The following is an 18506-nucleotide window of genomic DNA, read 5'->3' on the forward strand; positions in this document are numbered from 1 at the left end:
GTCCACCATGACCGCACGACCGACAGCACCCGTCACGTCCGACGCCGCCCTCGCCCACGCGCATCCCGCCCGCACGTCCCGCGCCTGGGCGTGGACCGGCGTCGCGGCCGGAGTCCTGGGCATCGTCTCGATCCAGGCCTCCATGGCACTCGGCGCCAACTGGGAGCAGACCGCAGGGGACGCCGACGCGATCGTCGCCGACCTCGCGGGCAAGACGTCCACGCTCCTCGTCTTCCACACCGCGACAGTCCTCGTCGCGATCCTCCTCCTGGTCTTCGCGGCAGGGCTCAAGCGACGTCTCGACGTCCAGGCCCCGGCCGGCAGCCTCCTGCCGACGGTCGCAGGCTCGGGCCTCGTGCTCACGTCGGTCGCGGCGCTCATGGGTTCGGGGCTCGACACCCAGTTCATGTTCGGGTTCGCCGAGCTCGACAAGATCGTCCCCGAGTCGGGCGCGTTCTACGCCGACTGGACCGCGACCATCCCGTGGCTGTGGGTCGGCGCGGGCCTGACCGCGGTCGCCGTGGCCGTGGCCTCGCTGCGGCACGGCGCCGCACCGCGCTGGATCGGGGTCGTGAGCCTGCTCCTGGGCGGGCTCACGCTGCTCGTGGGCGTCTCGCCGCTGCAGTACATGGCAGGGTTCGTGGGTCCGCTGTGGCTCACGGTCGCCGCGCTCGGCTTCGCGCTGGGCGACCGTCGCTGACCTGCCCGACGGCGCAGCCCACCGTCGTGGTCACGTCACGGAGCGCCCGGGTCGTCCCCGGCGGCACGACCGGCCCCGTCCCCAATAGCGGACAGAGGCTGACCGCTACCGCGCGTAGCGTCGAGGACATGGACACGACGACGAGCTCCACGATCCGCTCCTTCCGCCTCGAGATCCCGCAGGCCGACCTGGACGACCTGGCCGCACGTCTCGACCGCACCCGGTTCCCCGCCCCGCTGCCGGGTGACGGTTGGGACACGGGCGTGCCCGTCTCCTACCTGCGCGAGGTCGTCGAGCACTGGCGCACCCGCTACGACTGGCGCGCGCAGGAGGCAGCCATCAACGCCCACCCGCAGTTCCTCACCGAGATCGACGGGCAGCGCGTCCACTTCCTGCACGTGCGCTCGCCCGAGGCCGACGCCCTGCCGCTGCTCCTCACGCACGGCTGGCCGGGGTCGTTCGCCGAGTTCCTCGACGTGATCGGGCCGCTCACGGACCCGCGCGCGCACGGCGGCGATCCCGCACAGGCCTTCCACGTCGTGATCCCCTCGCTCCCGGGCTTCGGGTTCTCGGGGCCCACCGAGGCCGGCTGGAACAGCGCACGCATCGCGGTCGCGTGGGCCGAGCTCATGCGCCGGCTCGGCTACGAGCGCTACGGCGTGCAGGGCGGCGACGTGGGCGCGGGGGTCTCGCCCGAGGTCGCGCGCGCGACCGGGAGCGACGGCACCACGGGGCCGGTCGTGGGCGTGCACCTCAACGGCAACATCGGCATGGCGTTCCACGAGATCGGGGAGGACGAGCTCGCGAGCCTCACGGACCTCGAGCGCGACCGCCTGGGCCGGATCGGGCGCTTCATGACCGAGGAGCTCGGCTACGTCTCGATCCAGGGGACGCGGCCCGGGCTGGTCGGCGCGGCGCTCACCGACTCGCCCGTCGGGCAGCTCGCGTGGATCCTCGACAAGCTCAAGGCGTGGACGTTCCCCGCGGACGCCCTGCCGCACGAGGTGCTCGGCTGGGACCGGATGCTCACCGACGTGATGATCTACTGGCTGACCGGCACGGCCGGGTCGTCGGCGTACATGGCGTACGCGAGCGAGAGCGCGTGGGACGCCCCCAAGCCTCCGACCGGGGTCCCGACGGCCGTCGTCGTGTTCGCGCACGACGTCGGCATCCGCCGGTACGCCGAGGCCCAGCACCGGATCACGCGGTGGACCGACGTCGAGGGCCGCGGGGGCCACTTCGCGGCGATGGAGGAGCCGGAGACGTTCGTCGCGGACGTGCGGGAGTTCTTCGCGACGGTCCGCTGAGCGGCAGCCGGTCGCCCGGCTTCCGTCGAGTGCATGATTCGGCTGCGGCTCGCCGGGCGTGTCGCAGCGCGATCATGCACTCGACGGCACAAGAACCCGGCCCGACGCCGGAGCGCACCTTCCGCGTCGAGGGTGCGCTCCGCCGTCGGGCCGGGAGCCCGTCACGGGTGGACGAGGATCTTCACCGCGGTCTCGTTGCGGTGGATCAGGGTGTCGAAGCCCTCGGTCACGAGGTCCTCGAGCGGGATCTTCGCCGTGATGAACGGGGCCAGGTTCACCTTGCCCTCCTGGACGAGCTTGATCGTCTCGGCGTGGTCGCGCACGTAGGCGATGGTCCCGCGGAGGTCGATCTCCTTGAGGACGAGCTTCTGCATGTCGACCGCGGCGGGCTTGCCCCAGATCGACACGACCACGATCACGCCCGCGGGGCGGACCGCGTCGAAGAGCTGGTCGAGGACCGCGTTGACGCTCGTGCACTCGAAGGCCACGTCGACGCCGCGGCCGTCCGTGATCTCGCGGACGCGCGAGATGAGGTTGTCCTGCGTGGGGTCGACCACGTGGTCGGCGACGCCCGTCTCGCGGGCCTTGGTCTTCCGGGCCTCGGAGACCTCGGACATGATGACCGTGACGCCCTGGGCCTTGAGGACCGCAGCCGTGAGCAGCCCGATGGGTCCCGCGCCGCCGACGAGCGCGACGTCACCGGCCTTGGCGCCCGAGCGGACGACCGCGTGGTGGCCGACCGAGAGCGGCTCGATGAGCGCGGCCTGGTCGAGGGGGATGTCGCCCACGGGGTGAACCCAACGACGGTCGACGACGACCTTCTCGGAGAGTCCGCCGCCGCCACCGGCCAGGCCGATGAAGCCCATCTTGACGCACAGGTGGTAGTTGCCGGCCTCGCACTGCGCGCACTCGCCGCACACGAAGTAGGGCTCGACCACGACGGACTCGCCGATCGTCAGGTCGTCGACGCCCTCGCCCAGCGCGGTCACGGTCCCGGAGAACTCGTGGCCCATGGTCACGGGGATCTCCTCGTGCGACAGCGGGTGCGGCCGGCCCTTGGCGGGCGTGAAGATGGGGCCGTCGAGGTATTCGTGCAGGTCCGAACCGCAGATCCCGCACCAGGCGATGTCGATCGCGACCGCGCCCGGCCGCAGCTCGGGGGCCGGGACGTCCTCGATGCGGATGTCTTCTCGTCCGTGGAAACGTGCTGCCTTCATGATCCTCGCCACGCCTTCTCTCGTTGGTCGCTGGGTTCCTGACAGGCGACCCCGGACGGGTCGCCTCGATGCCCGGGGCAACTTCCACCCTAGGCACGTGACCTGGGCAAGAGCCCGGCCAAAGGTCCCGAATCGGATGTGACACATCCCTCGTCACGGAGTCAGATCGAACGGGCTGCGCCGGGCGGACGGACCGACCGGACAGGTCGCCGTCGCCGGGCGGACGGGTCGCGGCGCCCGGACGGCCCGCGTGGGCGGTCGCCGGTACGTTGGGAGGCATGACGGACCCGGCGACGCCCGCACCCCTGCGCGACACCCAGCTCCCTGGCCACGGCGGCCTGCTGCTGCTCGACTCCGCGTCGCAGTACTTCCGTGCGTTCTTCGGGGTCCCGGACTCGGTCAGGGCTCCCGACGGGACGCCCGTCAACGCCGTGCGCGGCTTCCTCGACACCATCGCGGTGCTGGTCACCGAGCGCCGCCCGGCACGCCTCGTGGCGTGCTGGGACGACGACTGGCGCCCCGCGTTCCGCGTCGACGCGATCCCGTCCTACAAGGCCCACCGCGTCGCGACCGAGGTGCCGGGCACCACGGGCATCGAGGAGGTACCCGAGGCCCTCCTCGCACAGGTCCCCGTCATCGTCGAGGTCCTCGCGGCCCTCGGCATCGCACGCGTCGGCTGCCCCGGCTACGAGGCCGACGACGTGATCGGCACGCTCGTCGAGCGCGAGGCAGCCAGGCGGCGCGCCCTGCGGGAGGCGGGCGGTGGGATCGGTGCGAGCGGCTCCCGTGGGCCTGCTGTCGGGCCCGTCGAGGTCGTCACGGGAGACCGCGACCTGTTCCAGCTCGTCGACGACGACGTGCCCGTCCGCGTCCTGTACACCGCACGCGGGCTCAAGAAGCTCGACGTCGTGGACGTCGAGCGCCTGGCCGAGCGCTACGGCGTGACCTCGGGCCAGGCGTACGCGGACATGGCCGCGCTGCGCGGCGACCCGAGCGACGGCCTGCCGGGCGTCGCGGGCATCGGCGAGAAGACCGCCGCGGGACTGCTGGCCCGGTACGGCGACCTCGCGAGCATCCTGCGCGCACGCGACGAGGGCGACCCGGGCCTGAGCCCCACGCAGCGCCGCCGCCTCACCGAGGCCGCGGACTACCTGGACGTCGCGCCGCTCGTGGTCCAGGTCGCGCGCGACGCGCCCCTGCCCGCGGTGCCCGACGACGTCCCGTCCGCCCCCGCGGACCCTGCGGCCCTCGACGCGCTCGCCTCGCGCTGGGGACTGCGGTCGAGCGTCGACCGGGTCCTGGAGGCGTTCGCGTCGGTGCGCTGAGCGGCGCCTTTCAGGTGCGCGGGCGGCGACGCCGCCGCAGGCCGCGCTCCTCGCCACGCACCCCGCTCAGGAACGCCCTGGCGACGACCACCACGTAGACCACGAGGGCCAGCACGCAGACGAGCGTGACGACGTGCCACGGCTTGATCATGTCCATCGTCCACCCCGCTCGGCGCCAGTGCGCCGGGTCGCTCCGTCGCGCGTCCGCGCGCCGGGTCGAGCCTCCCACACCTCTGGTCAGTCCTGTGGATGTCCTGTATGTTCCCGCAAGGAAGGCTGCAACGTTACGCAACCTTGCAGAAGTCACGCCGTCGTGACTCTCGGCGGCGCCCCCTTGATGAAGGAAGATCATGCGATCAACGACGTTCGCACGGTGGAGACGACCTGTCGCTCTCCTCCTCGGCCTCGGGCTCCTGGGCCCGCTCGCCGTCACCTCGGCGGCCACCTCGGCCGTCGGCGCCACCAGCGAGGCCTCGACCACGGTCTACTACCCGGCCCGCTCGGGCTGGGCCACGACAAACGTCCACTACGCCGCCACGGGCGGCGCGTGGACCACGGTCCCCGGCGTCGCGATGGCGCCCGCGTGCGCAGGCTGGCTCAGCCGGACCATCCCGCTCGGGACGGCCACCGGAGCACAGCTCACGTTCAACAACGGGTCGGGGACCTGGGACAACAACGGCGGCCGCAACTACACGGTCGGCTCGGGCATCGTGGTCGTCAAGGACGGCGCCGTCACGACCGGGACGTCTCCCTGCGCCACCACGCCGGACCCTGAGCCCACGCCCGAACCCACGCCGACCGAGACCCCCACGAGCTCGGCGACCCTCTACTACTCGACGACGTGGACCGCCCCGAAGATCCACTTCAACACCACGACCGCGGCCTGGACCACGGCGCCGGGCAAGTCCATGGAGGCCGCGTGCACCGGGTGGTTCCGGTTCACCGTCGACCTGGGGTCCGCCAGCGGCGGCAAGGTCGTCTTCAACAACGGGTCGGGCACCTGGGACAACAACGGCGGCAAGGACTACGCCTACGGCCCCGGGGTCTCGACCGTGAAGAACGGGGCGCTCACGGCGAACGCGACCGACCCGTGCCCGCCCGTCGTCCCCGAGGTCCCCGACACCACGGCCCCGTCGGTCCCCTCGGGCCTGGCCGTGACCGGCGCGGGCATCGGCCTCACCGCGAGCTGGACCGCGTCGACCGACGACAAGGCGGTCGCGGGCTACACCGTGACCCGCACGGGCGGTGCGGGCACCGTGACGCGTGACGTCACGGGCACCTCCGCGACCGACTCGAACCTCCTCGAGAACACGGCGTACTCGTACTCCGTGACCGCGTTCGACGCGGCGGGCAACCGCTCCGCAGCGAGCGCGACCGTCTCGAGGACGACCGGCGTCAAGCCGACCACGCCCCCCGCCACGAAGGGCGAGCCGCTGGGCGGGGACCCGCGCGAGGACTCGATCTACTTCGTCATGACGGCGCGCTTCAACGACGGCGACGCGACCAACAACCGCGGCGGCTCGATGGACGTGAAGTCGGGCAACGCCGCGAACGACGACCCCATGTTCCGGGGCGACTTCGAGGGCATCGTCGACAAGCTCGACTACATCAAGGGCCTCGGGTTCTCGGCGATCTGGATCACGCCCGTCGTGCTCAACCGCTCCGACTACGACTTCCACGGCTACCACGGGTGGGACTTCTACCGTGTGGACCCGCGTCTGGAGTCCGAGGGCGCGAGCTACCAGGACCTGATCGACGCGGCGCACGCCAAGGGCATCAAGATCTACCAGGACGTCGTGTACAACCACTCGTCCCGCTGGGGCGCAGAAGGGCTGTTCACCCCGACCGTGTACGGCGCACGTGACGCGCAGTGGAGCTGGTACTACGACGAGCCCGTCGCGGGCAAGGAGTACAACCCGCTCGAGGAGGACGCCGACGGTTCGACCTACAACGGTGACCTGTGGTCCTCGACGCAGCCCGCGGGCCAGAACTGTGCCGGCTGGGGTGTCCCGGTCGGCTACTCGGCCGAGGGCTTCCGGACGTACAGCTGCCAGTGGCCCAACGCGACATCCGGTATGTTCCCGTCGAACCTCTACCACCCCTGCTGGATCGGGAACTGGGAGGGCAAGGACGCCCAGGACTGCTGGATCCACGAGGACCTCGCGGACTTCAACACCGAGAACGAGCAGGTGCAGGACTACCTGATCGGCGCGTACAACAAGTACATCGACATGGGCGTCGACGGATTCCGGATCGACACCGCGGTCCACATCCCCCGCGTCACGTGGAACCGGGTCTTCCTGCCCGCGATCCAGGAGCACGCGGTCGCGACGCACGGCGAGAAGGGCAAGGACTTCTACGTGTTCGGCGAGGTCGCGCAGTTCGTGCACGACAAGTGGAACCGCGGGTCCGTGAACCACTCGGCGCCGTTCTACACGTGGGACGAGCGCAAGGAGTACTCGCTCGACGACGTCGTCGCCGCGGCCGAGCAGTTCCAGTACGAGAACCTCATGGGGCCGGCGAACCAGCCGACGAGCACCAACGCGACCCTGGTCGGGAACACGTACCACGCGCCCGACCACTCCAAGGCGTCGGGCATGAACATCATCGACATGCGCATGCACATGAACTTCGACGACGCCTCGAACGCCTTCTGGTCCGGCAAGGACTCCGACGACGTCACGAACGACGCGACGTACAACGCGGTCTACGTCGACAGCCACGACTACGGGCCGGGCAAGTCCCAGACCCGGTTCGCCGGGGGCACCGACGCGTGGGCCGAGAACATGAGCCTCATGTGGACGTTCCGCGGCATCCCGACGCTCTACTACGGCTCGGAGATCGAGTTCCAGGCGGGCAAGAAGATCGACTGCGGCCCGACGTGCCCGCTCGCGACGACGGGGCGCGCCTACTACGGCGACCACCTGGCGGGCACGGTCGTGGCGAGCGACTTCGGGGTCGTCTCGTCGGCCACCGGGGCGGTCGCGACGACGCTCCAGCAGCCGCTGGTCAAGCACGTCCAGCGCCTCAACCAGATCCGTCGGGCGGTCCCAGCACTCCAGAAGGGGCAGTACTCGACCGAGGGCGTCTCCGGTGGGATCGCGTACAAGAAGCGGTTCACCGAGGGTTCCGTGGACTCGTTCGTCCTGGTCGCGGTGAGCGGTTCTGCGACGTTCTCGGGGATCCCGAACGGCACCTACGTGGACGCCGTGACGGGTGACCGCAAGGTCGTCACCGGCGGCTCGCTCGCGGTGTCCGTCAGCGGCAAGGGCAACATGCGCGCCTACGTGCTCGAGCTGCCGGGCAACCCGGCACCGGGCAAGGTCGGTGAGGCAGGTCCGTACCTGAAGTAGCGGCCGTCGAGCGGGTGCCGCCTCGTGGGCGGCACCCGCTCTTCGCATGCTCTGCCGCGGCGCCGTGCGGTTGACAACGCTGTCATCGGTGCAGGATCGTTCTTCACGACGCTGCACCGCCGCACCCTCTCACCTGATCTGGAGCTCCCATGCCGCACCGGTCCCCCCACGTCCTCGTCGTCGGCGAAGCCCTCATCGACGAGGTCCGACGCGCGGACGGCACGACCGACGAGCACCCCGGCGGCAGCCCCGCCAACGTCGCGCTGACGCTCGGGCGCCTCGGCCGCGAGACGCGCCTCGCGGCGCACCTGGGGCAGGACGCGCACGGCGAGACGCTGCGCGCCTGGCTCGCCGACTCGGGCGTCACGCTCACCCCGGGGTCCGACGGCGCCGCCGCCACGAGCGTGGCGCGAGCGGTCCTCGACGCGTCGGGGGCCGCGACGTACGACTTCGCGATCACCTGGGACGTGGCCCCCGGGACCGAGGCCGACGACGCGACGATCGCCGTGCACACCGGGTCGATCGCTGCCGTGCTCGAGCCCGGTGCGAGCGCGGTCCACGACCTGGTGCTCGCAGCACGCGAGCGCTCGACCATCACCTACGACCCCAACGCCCGCCCCAGCCTCATGGGGACGGCCGAGGCCGCGCTCGCCCGGATCGACCCGCTCGTCGCGGCCGCCGACGTCGTCAAGGTCAGCGACGAGGACGTCGAGTGGCTCCACCCCGGCGCCGACCCGGTCGAGGTCGCCCGGACCTGGGCCGCGCGAGGGCCCGCGATCGTGGTCGTGACGTTCGGCGGCGAGGGTGCGGTCGCCGTGTGCTCCGGGGGCGAGGTCCGCGTGGCCGCTCCGCGCGTCGAGGTCGTCGACACCGTCGGGGCCGGCGACACCTTCATGGGGGCGCTGATCGACGGGCTCTGGGAGCGGGACCTCCTGGGAGGGGACCGACGCGAGGCGCTGCGTGCGATCGACCTCGTGTCGTTGACCGAGGTGCTCGAGCGGTGCGTCGCGGCTGCGGCGATCACGGTCTCGCGTGCGGGCGCGAACCCGCCGCGGCGTGCGGAGCTCGTGGGGCGTTGAGGGCCCCCTGGACAGGCCGCCCCGTCGACCCGAGGATCTCCCCATGGATCCTGAGCAGCTCGTCGCCTATGTCCGGACCCACCGAGACGGCGTCGTCGCGACGCTCGGTCCGGACGGGAGCCCTCAGGCGGCCTACCTCGCGCTCACGGCGACCGACCAGGGCGAGCTGGTCTTCGATGCCCGCGAGAGCTCGCGAAAGATCGCGAACCTGCGCCGCGACCCCCGCATCGCCGTGACGGTCGGAGGGGACGACGGCACCACGCTCCAGTGCGAGGGGGTCGCCGACCTGCCGGAGGGGACGGACCGGGAACGGTGCGGCGCTGCGTACGCCGCGACCTTCCCCGAGTTCGCCGGCTCGCTCGAGCAGGACGGGATCGTGCTGGTCCGGGTCCGGCTGACGTGGAGTCGCTTCAGCGACTACCGGGAGTGACCGACCGCGGTCGGCCGAGGACGACGCGCTTCACCCTGGCGGGAGAGTCCGCCCCCCCACGAGCAGCGCCCTCCCCGGCCGCCACGCCGACCAGCCCCGACGTGCGATCACGCCGCCCCGATCGCCTCCTCCACCCCCAGCTCGAGCAGCAGCCGTCGCCGGAAGTCGCCGAAGCCCGGCACCCCGCGCCGGCGAGGCCGGTCGAACGGCACCTCGAGCTCGACCCCGACCTTCCCGTCCTGGAGCACGGCCACCCGGTCGGCGAGCAGGATCGCCTCGTCGACGTCGTGCGTCACGAGCAGCACGGCGGGCCGGTGCTCGTGGCACAGCTCGGCCACGAGGGCCTGCATCTTGATGCGGGTCAGGGCGTCGAGCGCCGCGAACGGCTCGTCGAGCAGGAGGAGGCGCGGGTTGCGCACGAGCGCCCGGGCGAGCGCGACGCGTTGGGCCTCTCCCCCGGAGAGCGTCGTGGGCCAGGCGGCCTCACGGCCCCCGAGCCCCACCTCGGCGAGCGCGGCCGAGGCCGCCGCGCGCCGGTCGCGCGTGGAGCGCTGCCCGAGGATCACGTTGGACCCCACGCGCTTGGACGCCACGAGCCGGGGCTCCTGGAACACGACGGTGCGCTCGGCGGGGGCCTCGACGGTCCCGGAGTCGTGCTCCTCGAGCCCCGCGAGGATGCGCAGCAGCGTCGTCTTGCCGCTGCCGCTGGCCCCGAGCAGCGCGACGAACTCACCGGGCCGCAGCGTCAGCGAGAAGTCGGCGAGGATGGTCCGGTCGCCGTACGACTTCCCGACGTTCTCGACCACCACGGTCGGCGCCTCGGGGTCCTGCAGGGTCTGGGCGCTCATGGCTTTCTCCCGAGTCGCTTGTAGGGGAGCAGGACGCGTTCGAGGAGCCGCACGACCAGGTCGACCGACAGCCCCCACACCGCGTAGATCAGCACGCACACGACGAGCACGTCCATCTGGAAGTACTGCTGCGCGGAGACCATGAGGAACCCGATGCCACGTGGCGCGTTGGACATCTCCGCGACGATCAGCGCGAGCAGCGACACCGACAGCGAGACGCGCAGCCCGACGAGGACCGACGGGATGGCCTCGGGCAGGATCACGTGCCGCACGAGCCCCAGCCCGCGCAGCCCGAACACCTTGCCGGCCTCGAGGATCTTGCGGTCGACGTTGCGCACGCCGCTGTGGGTGTTGAGGTAGAGCGGGAACAGCGCGGCGGCCGCGATGATGATGATCTTGGGCCGTTCGTCGATCCCGAACCAGAGGATGAGCAGCGGCGCGATCGCGAGGAACGGGATGGTGCGCAGCATCTGGAGCGTGGGGTCGAGCAGCTGGTCGCCCAGGCGGAACAGTCCCGCGACGACGCCGAGCGTGAGCCCGAGCAGCCCGCCGATCGCGAAGCCCACGGCCACGCGCCCGAGCGAGACGGACAGGTTCTCCCACAGCACGCCCGTGCTGACGAGCTCGACGAACGCCGAGCCCACCTGCCAGGGGGCGGGGAACTGCTTCTCGTCGATCCAGCCCTGGGCCGAGCCCAGGAACCAGAGCGCGAGGATCGCGGTGGGCACCGAGGCGCGCAGCAGGACGTCGCGCGGTGATCGCCGCTTCCTCCTGCCCGACGACGTCGCACCGGTCCGCGGCCCGGCCGCGCCCGGGGCGGTGGCCTGCACCGTCCCGGCGGCTGCCGCTGCACCCACCGGGGACGCTTCCGCGAGGGCGCGCGACGTCGTCGTGCCGGTGGTCACTCGACACCCCACGTGCTGACGTCGAACGCCTTCGGGGCGGCCCCGGAGCCGACGAGGAAGTCGAGCGTGGACTGCACGGTCTTGAGCCCGTCCGGGTCGATCGCCTGCGTGCCGTACTGCCAGAGCTCGGCCTCCTTGACGACCTCGACGGGCGAGCCCGTGGCCTCGAAGACCCACTGGGCGTAGGCGTCGTGGTCGGCCTCGATCTTGGCGACGCCGGCCTCGGTGACCTCCCAGACCGCCGCGGCGAGCTCGGGGTTCGCCTCGTAGGTCTCGCGCGAGGTGAGCGAGACGCTCGTCGCGAGCAGGTCGGGGTCGTCCACGCTCGCCTTGGACAGGACCGGGAAGTCGTTCTGCAGGCGCCAGATCCCGGCCGTGGTCGCGGGGACCGGGACGGCGTCGATGTCGCCGCGCTGGAGCGCGGGCAGGGCGTCGGCGAACAGGAGGTTGACGAGCTCGACGTCCTCCAGGACCCCGGCGCGCTCGAGGACCGCGCGGCCGTACTTGTCGAAGTTGGAGCCGAACTGGAGCCCGACCTTCCTGCCCGCGAGCTGGTCGATCGTCGTGACGCCGCCGGTCTTGGTGAGGAACCAGATGTCGGAGGACGGCTTGGCGATGACGAGCGCCGGGACGTCGAGGCCGCTCGCCCTGGCCTGCGTCGCGGGGGTGTCACCGATGAAGCCGACCTGGATGTCGCCCGTCTGGAGGGCCTGGACGACGGGTGGCCCGTTGTTGAACCCGACGAACCCCTCGTACTCGTAGCCGTGCTCGGCGAGGATCTCGTCGGCGATCCCGGTCTCGACCGCGTACCCGAACGGCCCGGTCGCGACGGGCGTCTTGCCCGCGACGCCGTTCCACGGGCCGCCCGTGGTGAGGGGGGCGAGCTCGGCTCCCGCGCTCGCCCCGTCGCCCGACGGCGTCGCCGCCTCCGACGTGGAGCAGGCCGCGAGCGCGGCGACGAGGGCGACGGACGCCAGGGCGGCGAGGGTGCGGTTCCGGCTCATGAGGAGGCTCCTTGGGGGTGGGTCGTGGTGCTGTCGGGGTGGGTGTGGTCGGGGTGGAGGCCGGGCTGGGCCGGGGCGAGCGCAGCCGCGCGGTGGTAGTCGACGTCGGAGGACAGGACGGTCGGAGCCGGCACGACGGCCGGCACGTCGACCAGCACGCCCCCGGTCTCGGCCGGCGCGTCGGCCCCGGCGCTCTCGCCGCCACCGCTCCCCCGCGGTGCCCGCCGCCACCCGACCCGGTCCCGGTACAGGCCCAGGAGGTCACGGTCGAGCAGGTCGGCCTCGTCGAGGAAGGGCGAGCCTGCGGGCTCGGGCGTGCGCGACGGGGACACGAAGATCGCATCCTCGGGGCAGTAGGCCTCGCACTGGAAGCAGGTCTGGCAGTCCGAGTGCCGCGCGATGGTCGGCACCCCGCCGTCGACGGACTCGAAGACGTTGGTCGGGCAGATCCGCACGCAGATGTCGCACGACGTGCAGCGCGCGGCGTTGAGGATCTCGATCACGACGCCTCCTCGGTCCGGGTCGGTGCGGTGGTAGTGGTCAGGGCGGTCGCCACGGCGCCCACCGGGCGGCCGGACCGCGTCTTGGCGCTCAGGGTGACCGGGTAGGGAGCGCCGGCCGTGCCCGTCACGGGCGGCTCGGGGTCCGGCAGGACCCACAGGTCGCGCAGCCCTCCCGTGAGCAGGCGCCGGGCCTGCTGCGGGTCGGTGTCGGGGAAGTCGGTGCGCGTGTGCATGCCACGGGTCTCGGTGCGGTGCAGCGCGGTGCGGTTGGCCCACCGCGCCATCGCGAGCATCCCCGCGGTCTCGCGCGTGCGGATCGCGCTGGCGCCCCGCACGTCCGGGGGCACGAGCTCGGTGCCCGCGCGGTCCCACAGGTCGTCGAGCGTGTCGAGCGAGCGCACGAGCCCCTGGTGGTGGCGGAAGACCGACTTGTCGATCGGGAGCATCTCGTCGCGGACCGCAGCCGTGATCTCCCGCCACGCCCCTTCCCCTGCCGGGGCCGAGAGCGGGAGGCGCGCTCCGTCGTCGGGCCGCAGACCCACGGTGCCCGTGGGCTCGAGGCGCGGGCCCCGCGACGACGGACCGCGGTCGGCTGCGAGGGCCGCCGCCGCCCTGCCGGACCACGTGCCCGACGCCACGGCCCACGCCAGGTTGGGGCCACCCGCGCCGGTCGCCGCACCGACCACGCGGTCGCGCGCCGCGACGTCGCCCGCCGCGAACAGTCCCGGGACGCCCGTCCACGCGTCGCGGTCGAGGACGTGGACCCCGCCCGTGCCGCGCACCGTCCCCTCCTGGACCCAGTCCATGGGGAAGCGCTCGGTGAACGGGTCGACGCCCAGCTTGTCCGTGACCATGAAGAAGTTGGGCATGGCGGCGCGCAGGGTCGGGCGGACCTCGGGCGGGAACTGGGTGAACTGGGCCGTGATCGTGCCGCGCAGCGAGGCGCCGAGCAGCTCGGCGCGGCTCTTGTGCAGGTTCTCGTAGGTGATGGGCACGCCCTCGTGGTCCCAGTAGGAGGCGGTGACGAAGAAGCCGTTCTTGTCCATCGAGGTGCCGAAGGGGACCATGCCGTAGAAGTTGGAGAACTCCATGCTCGACAGGTGCGCGCCCACCTCGGCGGCCATCAGGTGGCCCTCGCCCGTGTTGACGTCGCCGCCCAGGGAGTGGGACTTCCAGGTGGTGCCGCCCGTCGCGAGCACGACGGCGCCGCTCGACACGCGCCAGGCACGCCCGGTCTGGCGCTGGTAGCCCTGGGCGCCCGAGACGACGCCCGCACCGTCGACCAGGAGCTCGAGCGCGGGGCTGTGGTCGAGGACCGTGACACCGTTCTTCTTGACCTTGCCGCGCAGGAAGCGCAGGTAGTCGGGGGACGATCCCGAGAACGACCGCTCGCCGGGGCGGCGCGCGAAGGGGTTCGGCGCGGGGGCGGTGCCGCGGGCTCCGCCGGCTGCCGGGCGCGAGCGGCGAGTGCGCTCGTACCCCCAGCCGTCGATCAGCGCGGTGCGGTGCCAGGCCTCGTCGAGCACGTCGTTGGTCCAGTCGCGGTCGGTGAGGTAGCCGCCCTGTTCCTCGCGCGGCGTGATCTCCTCGTCGCGGCGGTCGGCGTCCGGCGGGACGAGCCAGTGCCCGACGCCGGCCGTCGCCGCGACGCCGCTCGTGCCGCAGTAGCCCTTGTCGACCAGGACGACGCTCGCGCCCTGCTCGGTCGCGGCGATCGCGGACCACGTCGCGGCCGGGCCCCCGCCGATCACGAGGACGTCGGCGTGGAGGAGCAGGTGGTCGGCCGAGTCCTCGACGAGCGTGGGACGGGGGGCGCGCTGCGTCGCCCGTGGCCTGGGCGAACGCAGGTTGGCGGACGCGGCGAGCGCGCTGGAGGGCGCAGAGGTGGGCACAACCATGAGGGGTCGCTTTCGGGGGCCGCGACCTGGTCGCGGGTGCACGGGGCGCCGGTGTGGGGTCGGCGCAGGGGCTGTGTCGTCGGGTCAGACGGGACGACAGCGACAGCCCGGCGCGTCGGCGCTGAGCGCAAGGTGCGCGCGGTGCGTCGGCTCGGTGTGCATGAGAGCGACGGTAGTTGAACTGGACCGAAACGGTCCAGATTGGGCTGGTGGCTGAGACAAGGTTGCGCAGTGTTAACGCGGCGGGCCGTCCGGAGCGGCCGCCTCGGGCCGCGAGGCCCGGCGTACCTCACCGTCAGGTGACCTTCTGGTCACCACGGTCGGCGACGAGCAGCATCGGCCTCGACCGGCGCGTGCGTCACCCGCGACGCTCTGCCTCGCCACCCCCGCGCAGCTCGACCTCGTCGCCGAACGGGCGCGTGACCCAGGCCTCCGAGTCCCCCACGAGGTGCGCGACGTCGTCGGGCAGCTCGCCCGACGCGATGTCCGCGATGGTGACGTGCTCCAGGACCGAACGCATCGCGACCCGCAGCGCGACCCACGTCTGCTGGAGAGCCGCCGCCGACGGCGCGTACGACGTGTCCTCGGGCTGGACCCCCGCGACGTTCGCGAGCGGACCGTCGATCGCGCGGATGACGTCCGCGACCGCGATGCGCGCCGGGTCCGCCGCCAGATGGAACCCGCCGTCCGCACCGCGGCGGCTCTCGACCAGACCCGACCTGCGCAGCTGGTTGAGGATGCCCAGGAGGAACGACCCCGGGATGCCCTGCGCCTTCCCGACGCGCTCCGCGGTCACGAAACCCTCGTCGTAGGCGACGGCGAGCTCCACGCACGCGCGGACGGCGTAGTCGATCTTGGCGGTGATGCGCATGCGCACAGTATGCCGAGGCCATGTTTCGGATCCCGCAGGATTATCGGGTGAAGTGACGAACACGATGCCGGACGACCTCCGGTTCGGCCCCCGGGCCCTGCTCGTGCGATGGTGCAGCGGTGACTTCGTACCGGGTGAGCCTCGTCGTCGGGATGCTGCGTCCAGGCGCGTCCCCGGAAGCCGTGCTTCCTGCGGCGGCCGCCGCGGCGCGCGAGCGGACCGAGGTCGAGTCCTACGACCTGGGGATCGTGAGCGGCGAGGCCCGCGTCACGGTGCGCTACCTCGCCGAGGACGACGACGAGGCCGCCGAGACCGCACGCGCCGTGCGTGCCGCAGCGGGAGCCCTCGTCGAGGCGAGCGGCGCGGTCTTCACCCGACGCTACGGACCGAGGTGGCACCCCGTGCCGGGCGGCATCCACCGCTGACCTGCACGTCCGCCGCCACACCCCGCGGCGCCGGGACCTGCCTTCTCACGAGACGGACGGGGAGCGGACCCACCCCGGGCTCGGACGCGCTCCGCGCGGGGAGACCGTAGGTTGGACACATGCTTGCCGCCTACGTGACGCACTTCGACCAGCAGGACCCGCTCGCAGGGCTGACCGTGGGAGACCTGCCCGCGCCCGAGCCCCGGGAGCACTGGTCCGTGGTGGACGTCCGGGCCGCGAGCCTCAACCACCACGACCTGTGGTCGCTGCGGGGCGTCGGGCTCCGGACCGAGCAGCTGCCCATGATCCTCGGCACCGACGCCGCGGGCATCGCGCCCGACGGGACCGAGGTCGTCGTCCACGGCGTGATCGGCGCCGACGGTCACGGGGTGGGGCCGTCCGAGTCCCGGACGCTCCTGTCGGAGAAGTACGCCGGGACGCTCGCGGAACAGGTCGCGGTCCCCACCAAGAACCTGGTCCCCAAGCCGCCAGAGCTCACGTTCGTCGAGGCGGCCTGCCTCCCGACGGCGTGGCTCACCGCCTACCGCATGCTCTTCACGGTCGCGGGGCTCGCCCCGGGCGACCGGGTGCTCGTGCAGGGAGCGGGCGGCGGGGTCGCGAGCGCGGCGACGCGGCTCGCGAGCGCAGCCGGTGTCGAGGTGTTCGTGACGTCGCGGTCCTCGGCCAAGCGGGCGCGAGCCCTGCAGCAAGGCGCCGCCGCGGTCTTCGAGCCCGGTGCACGCCTGCCCGCGCGGGTCGACGCCGTGATCGAGACCGTCGGGCAGGCGACCTGGTCGCACTCGATGCGCTCGGTCCGTCCGGGCGGGACCGTGGTCGTCGCCGGGGCGACCTCGGGCGACGCGAGCCCCGCCGAGCTCTCGCGCATCTTCTTCCAGGAGATCACCGTCCGGGGCGTCACGATGGGCTCGCGCGAGGACCTCGCGGCCCTGCTGCGGTTCCTCGCCCGGACCGACGTACGCCCCGTCGTCGACGAGGTCCTTCCCCTGTCCCAGGCCGCGGCCGGTCTCGCGAGGCTCGATGCCGGGGAGCAGTACGGGAAGATCGTGCTGACGACATGAGCGACGAGGCCGGGGGCGCGGCCGGCGGTCCGAGCGACGGCGCAGGCGCGACGCTGCCGGGCGGGGCGCGCGACGGCGAGCAGGGGGTGCCCCGGCCGGGCGAGGGCGGACGGGCCGAGCGCGGGCGCTCCGAGACCGACGAGGCCAAAACCGGCACGACGCCGAGCAACCGCCCCGCAACCCGGCCCCGTGACACCCGGATCGCAGGGTCCGCCGGCGACCAGGCGTGGACCGGTTCCGCGCGCATCGCCGCGGTCCGGCGGCGCACCCGAGCGGTGAGCTCTCGGACGGTCTCGCTGGGCGCTCTCCGCCAGGCTGCTGAGATCATCGCGTCGCCGCCTGCCCCGGTGGCCGGTCGCGGCGGCACGGTGGCGGGCGGCGGCACGGTGGCGGGCGCACGGAAGCCGCGCTTCCGGCCGCAGCGGGGTCGTTGGACCGAGGACGTCCTGGGGCCCGACTACCGGCAGCTCACGCTCCAGCTCACGCCCGACGACGAGGGCGAGGTCGTCGCGACGCTCGTCCGCTACGACCCGCCTTCCGAGGAGGCTGTCCGCCCGGCGCGAGCGGTGCTGTACGTGCACGGGTGGAGCGACTACTTCTTCCAGACCGAGCTCGCCGAGTACTGGCACGGTCAGGGGGCGGCCTTCTACGCCGTCGACCTGCGCAAGTACGGGCGCAGCCTGCGCCCGCACCAGACCCCGGGGTACATGGAGCATCTCTCCGAGTACGACGAGGACCTCGAGACGGCTCTCGCGACGATCCATGCCGAGCTCGGTGCACATGCGTCCATCATGCTGCTGGGGCACTCGACCGGCGGGCTGACGGGAGTCCTCTGGGCGAACCGGAACCCTGGACGCTTGAGGGGGCTCGTGCTCAACAGCCCGTGGCTCGAGCTGCAGGGGTCGTCGACCGTGCGCACCGTGTCGGCGCCGGCGATCCGGCAGCTCGCGCGGTTCCAGCCCAAGGCTCCGCTGCCGAACATCGACGCGGGCTACTACGCCAGGACGCTCCGCGACCTCGAGAGCGGTGGGTGGGAGTTCAACCCCGAGTGGCGTCCCGTGCCGTCGTTCCCTGTCCGCGCGGGATGGCTCCGGGGGATCATCGAGGGTCACGCGACGGTGGCGGCGGGACTCTCTGTAAGCTGCCCGATCATCGTCCTGACGTCGGATCGCACCATCATCAGCCCTCGCTGGAGCGAGGACATGCGTCAGGCGGACATCGTGCTGGACGTCGAGCTGCTCGCTCGCCGGGCCCCGCACCTGGGTCCGGTGGTCACGATCGCGCGGATCGCCGGCGGGATCCATGACCTGACGTTGTCCGGGCCGGCGCCGCGGGCTCACTTCTACCGCGAGATCACCAGGTGGCTCGCGGGATATGGATGGAGCTGAGCCGGCGTGGACGTGAGAGCAGAACCATGAGGGCATGAAGATGCCCCGGGCGGGGTATGGCTCGGGGCTCATGGAAATGCCAAAGGCCCACCCCGTGTGGGGTGGGCCTTTGGTGAATGGTTGTCCGGCGGCGACCTACTCTCCCACCCCGTCTCCAGGGCAGTACCATCGGCG

General features: G+C 72.5%; 17 protein-coding genes. 9 read left to right on the forward strand and 8 right to left on the reverse strand.

The window, feature by feature from the left end; translation table 11 throughout:
* The first annotated feature begins 7 nt into the window (after positions 1 to 7).
* On the forward strand, positions 8 to 700 hold the full coding sequence (locus ACFWGN_RS01925; protein ID WP_377615430.1) for a hypothetical protein: 693 nt from the start codon (positions 8 to 10) through the stop codon (positions 698 to 700).
* 128 nt (positions 701 to 828) lie between these two features.
* Entirely contained in the window at positions 829 to 2007 is a 1179-nt protein-coding gene (locus tag ACFWGN_RS01930; protein ID WP_377615431.1) for an epoxide hydrolase family protein, read from the forward strand.
* Positions 2008 to 2168: 161 nt separating this feature from the next.
* On the opposite strand, the gene ACFWGN_RS01935 is transcribed toward ACFWGN_RS01930, so the two are convergent.
* Complete coding sequence (locus ACFWGN_RS01935; RefSeq protein ID WP_191805820.1) at positions 2169 to 3224, reverse strand: 2,3-butanediol dehydrogenase; 1056 nt, start codon at positions 3222 to 3224, stop codon at positions 2169 to 2171.
* Positions 3225 to 3502: 278 nt separating this feature from the next.
* Here ACFWGN_RS01935 and ACFWGN_RS01940 point away from each other — a divergent pair, with 278 nt between their 5' ends.
* Entirely contained in the window at positions 3503 to 4549 is a 1047-nt protein-coding gene (locus ACFWGN_RS01940; protein ID WP_377615432.1) for a 5'-3' exonuclease H3TH domain-containing protein, read from the forward strand.
* 10 nt (positions 4550 to 4559) lie between these two features.
* On the opposite strand, the gene ACFWGN_RS01945 is transcribed toward ACFWGN_RS01940, so the two are convergent.
* On the reverse strand, positions 4560 to 4700 hold the full coding sequence (locus ACFWGN_RS01945) for a hypothetical protein (RefSeq protein ID WP_191805822.1): 141 nt from the start codon (positions 4698 to 4700) through the stop codon (positions 4560 to 4562).
* Between the two features lie 199 nt (positions 4701 to 4899).
* On the opposite strand from ACFWGN_RS01945, the gene ACFWGN_RS01950 reads away from it, so the two are divergent.
* The 3 genes from ACFWGN_RS01950 to ACFWGN_RS01960 all read left to right on the forward strand — a co-directional run bounded on the left by ACFWGN_RS01950 (position 4900) and on the right by ACFWGN_RS01960 (position 9411).
* On the forward strand, positions 4900 to 7902 hold the full coding sequence (locus ACFWGN_RS01950) for a carbohydrate binding domain-containing protein (RefSeq protein ID WP_377615433.1): 3003 nt from the start codon (positions 4900 to 4902) through the stop codon (positions 7900 to 7902).
* A gap of 149 nt (positions 7903 to 8051) precedes the next feature.
* On the forward strand, positions 8052 to 8981 hold the full coding sequence (locus tag ACFWGN_RS01955) for a carbohydrate kinase (protein ID WP_377615434.1): 930 nt from the start codon (positions 8052 to 8054) through the stop codon (positions 8979 to 8981).
* 43 nt (positions 8982 to 9024) lie between these two features.
* Positions 9025 to 9411, forward strand: a complete 387-nt coding sequence (locus ACFWGN_RS01960) for a pyridoxamine 5'-phosphate oxidase family protein (RefSeq protein WP_377615435.1) — start codon at positions 9025 to 9027, stop codon at positions 9409 to 9411.
* Positions 9412 to 9518: 107 nt separating this feature from the next.
* On the opposite strand, the gene ACFWGN_RS01965 is transcribed toward ACFWGN_RS01960, so the two are convergent.
* The 6 genes from ACFWGN_RS01965 to ACFWGN_RS01990 all read right to left on the reverse strand — a co-directional run bounded on the left by ACFWGN_RS01965 (position 9519) and on the right by ACFWGN_RS01990 (position 15440).
* The gene (locus ACFWGN_RS01965; protein WP_377615436.1) at positions 9519 to 10259 is read right to left on the reverse strand and encodes an ABC transporter ATP-binding protein; all 741 of its coding nucleotides are present in this window, start codon (positions 10257 to 10259) and stop codon (positions 9519 to 9521) included.
* Positions 10256 to 11164 (reverse strand): ABC transporter permease, encoded by a 909-nt coding sequence (locus ACFWGN_RS01970; protein ID WP_377615437.1) that lies wholly within the window; start codon positions 11162 to 11164, stop codon positions 10256 to 10258. Before ACFWGN_RS01970 ends, ACFWGN_RS01965 begins: the two co-directional genes overlap by 4 nt.
* Positions 11161 to 12168 (reverse strand): ABC transporter substrate-binding protein, encoded by a 1008-nt coding sequence (locus tag ACFWGN_RS01975; protein WP_377615438.1) that lies wholly within the window; start codon positions 12166 to 12168, stop codon positions 11161 to 11163. Before ACFWGN_RS01975 ends, ACFWGN_RS01970 begins: the two co-directional genes overlap by 4 nt.
* Entirely contained in the window at positions 12165 to 12671 is a 507-nt protein-coding gene (locus ACFWGN_RS01980; RefSeq protein WP_377615439.1) for a 4Fe-4S dicluster domain-containing protein, read from the reverse strand. The genes ACFWGN_RS01975 and ACFWGN_RS01980 overlap by 4 nt, the downstream gene beginning before the upstream one ends.
* The gene (locus tag ACFWGN_RS01985) at positions 12668 to 14569 is read right to left on the reverse strand and encodes an FAD-dependent oxidoreductase (RefSeq protein WP_377615440.1); all 1902 of its coding nucleotides are present in this window, start codon (positions 14567 to 14569) and stop codon (positions 12668 to 12670) included. The genes ACFWGN_RS01980 and ACFWGN_RS01985 overlap by 4 nt, the downstream gene beginning before the upstream one ends.
* Before the next feature lie 358 nt (positions 14570 to 14927).
* A complete protein-coding gene (locus ACFWGN_RS01990) occupies positions 14928 to 15440 on the reverse strand; it encodes an RrF2 family transcriptional regulator (RefSeq protein ID WP_377615441.1) in 513 nt (170 codons plus the stop codon).
* Between the two features lie 119 nt (positions 15441 to 15559).
* Between ACFWGN_RS01990 and ACFWGN_RS01995 the strand changes: the two genes are divergently transcribed.
* The 3 genes from ACFWGN_RS01995 (at position 15560) to ACFWGN_RS02005 (ending at position 18332) form a co-directional block, all read left to right on the forward strand.
* Positions 15560 to 15865 carry a hypothetical protein gene (locus tag ACFWGN_RS01995; protein WP_377615442.1) on the forward strand — a complete coding sequence of 102 codons (306 nt, stop codon included), beginning with the start codon at positions 15560 to 15562 and terminating at the stop codon, positions 15863 to 15865.
* Positions 15866 to 15984: 119 nt separating this feature from the next.
* Positions 15985 to 16944: a zinc-binding dehydrogenase gene (locus ACFWGN_RS02000; protein ID WP_377615443.1), complete on the forward strand. Its 960-nt coding sequence runs from the start codon at positions 15985 to 15987 to the stop codon at positions 16942 to 16944.
* Positions 16941 to 18332 (forward strand): alpha/beta hydrolase, encoded by a 1392-nt coding sequence (locus ACFWGN_RS02005; RefSeq protein ID WP_377615444.1) that lies wholly within the window; start codon positions 16941 to 16943, stop codon positions 18330 to 18332. Before ACFWGN_RS02000 ends, ACFWGN_RS02005 begins: the two co-directional genes overlap by 4 nt.
* Positions 18333 to 18506 lie beyond the last annotated feature (174 nt).

The organism is Oerskovia sp. NPDC060338 (assembly GCF_042726295.1).
GTDB classification, from domain to species: domain Bacteria; phylum Actinomycetota; class Actinomycetes; order Actinomycetales; family Cellulomonadaceae; genus Oerskovia; species Oerskovia merdavium.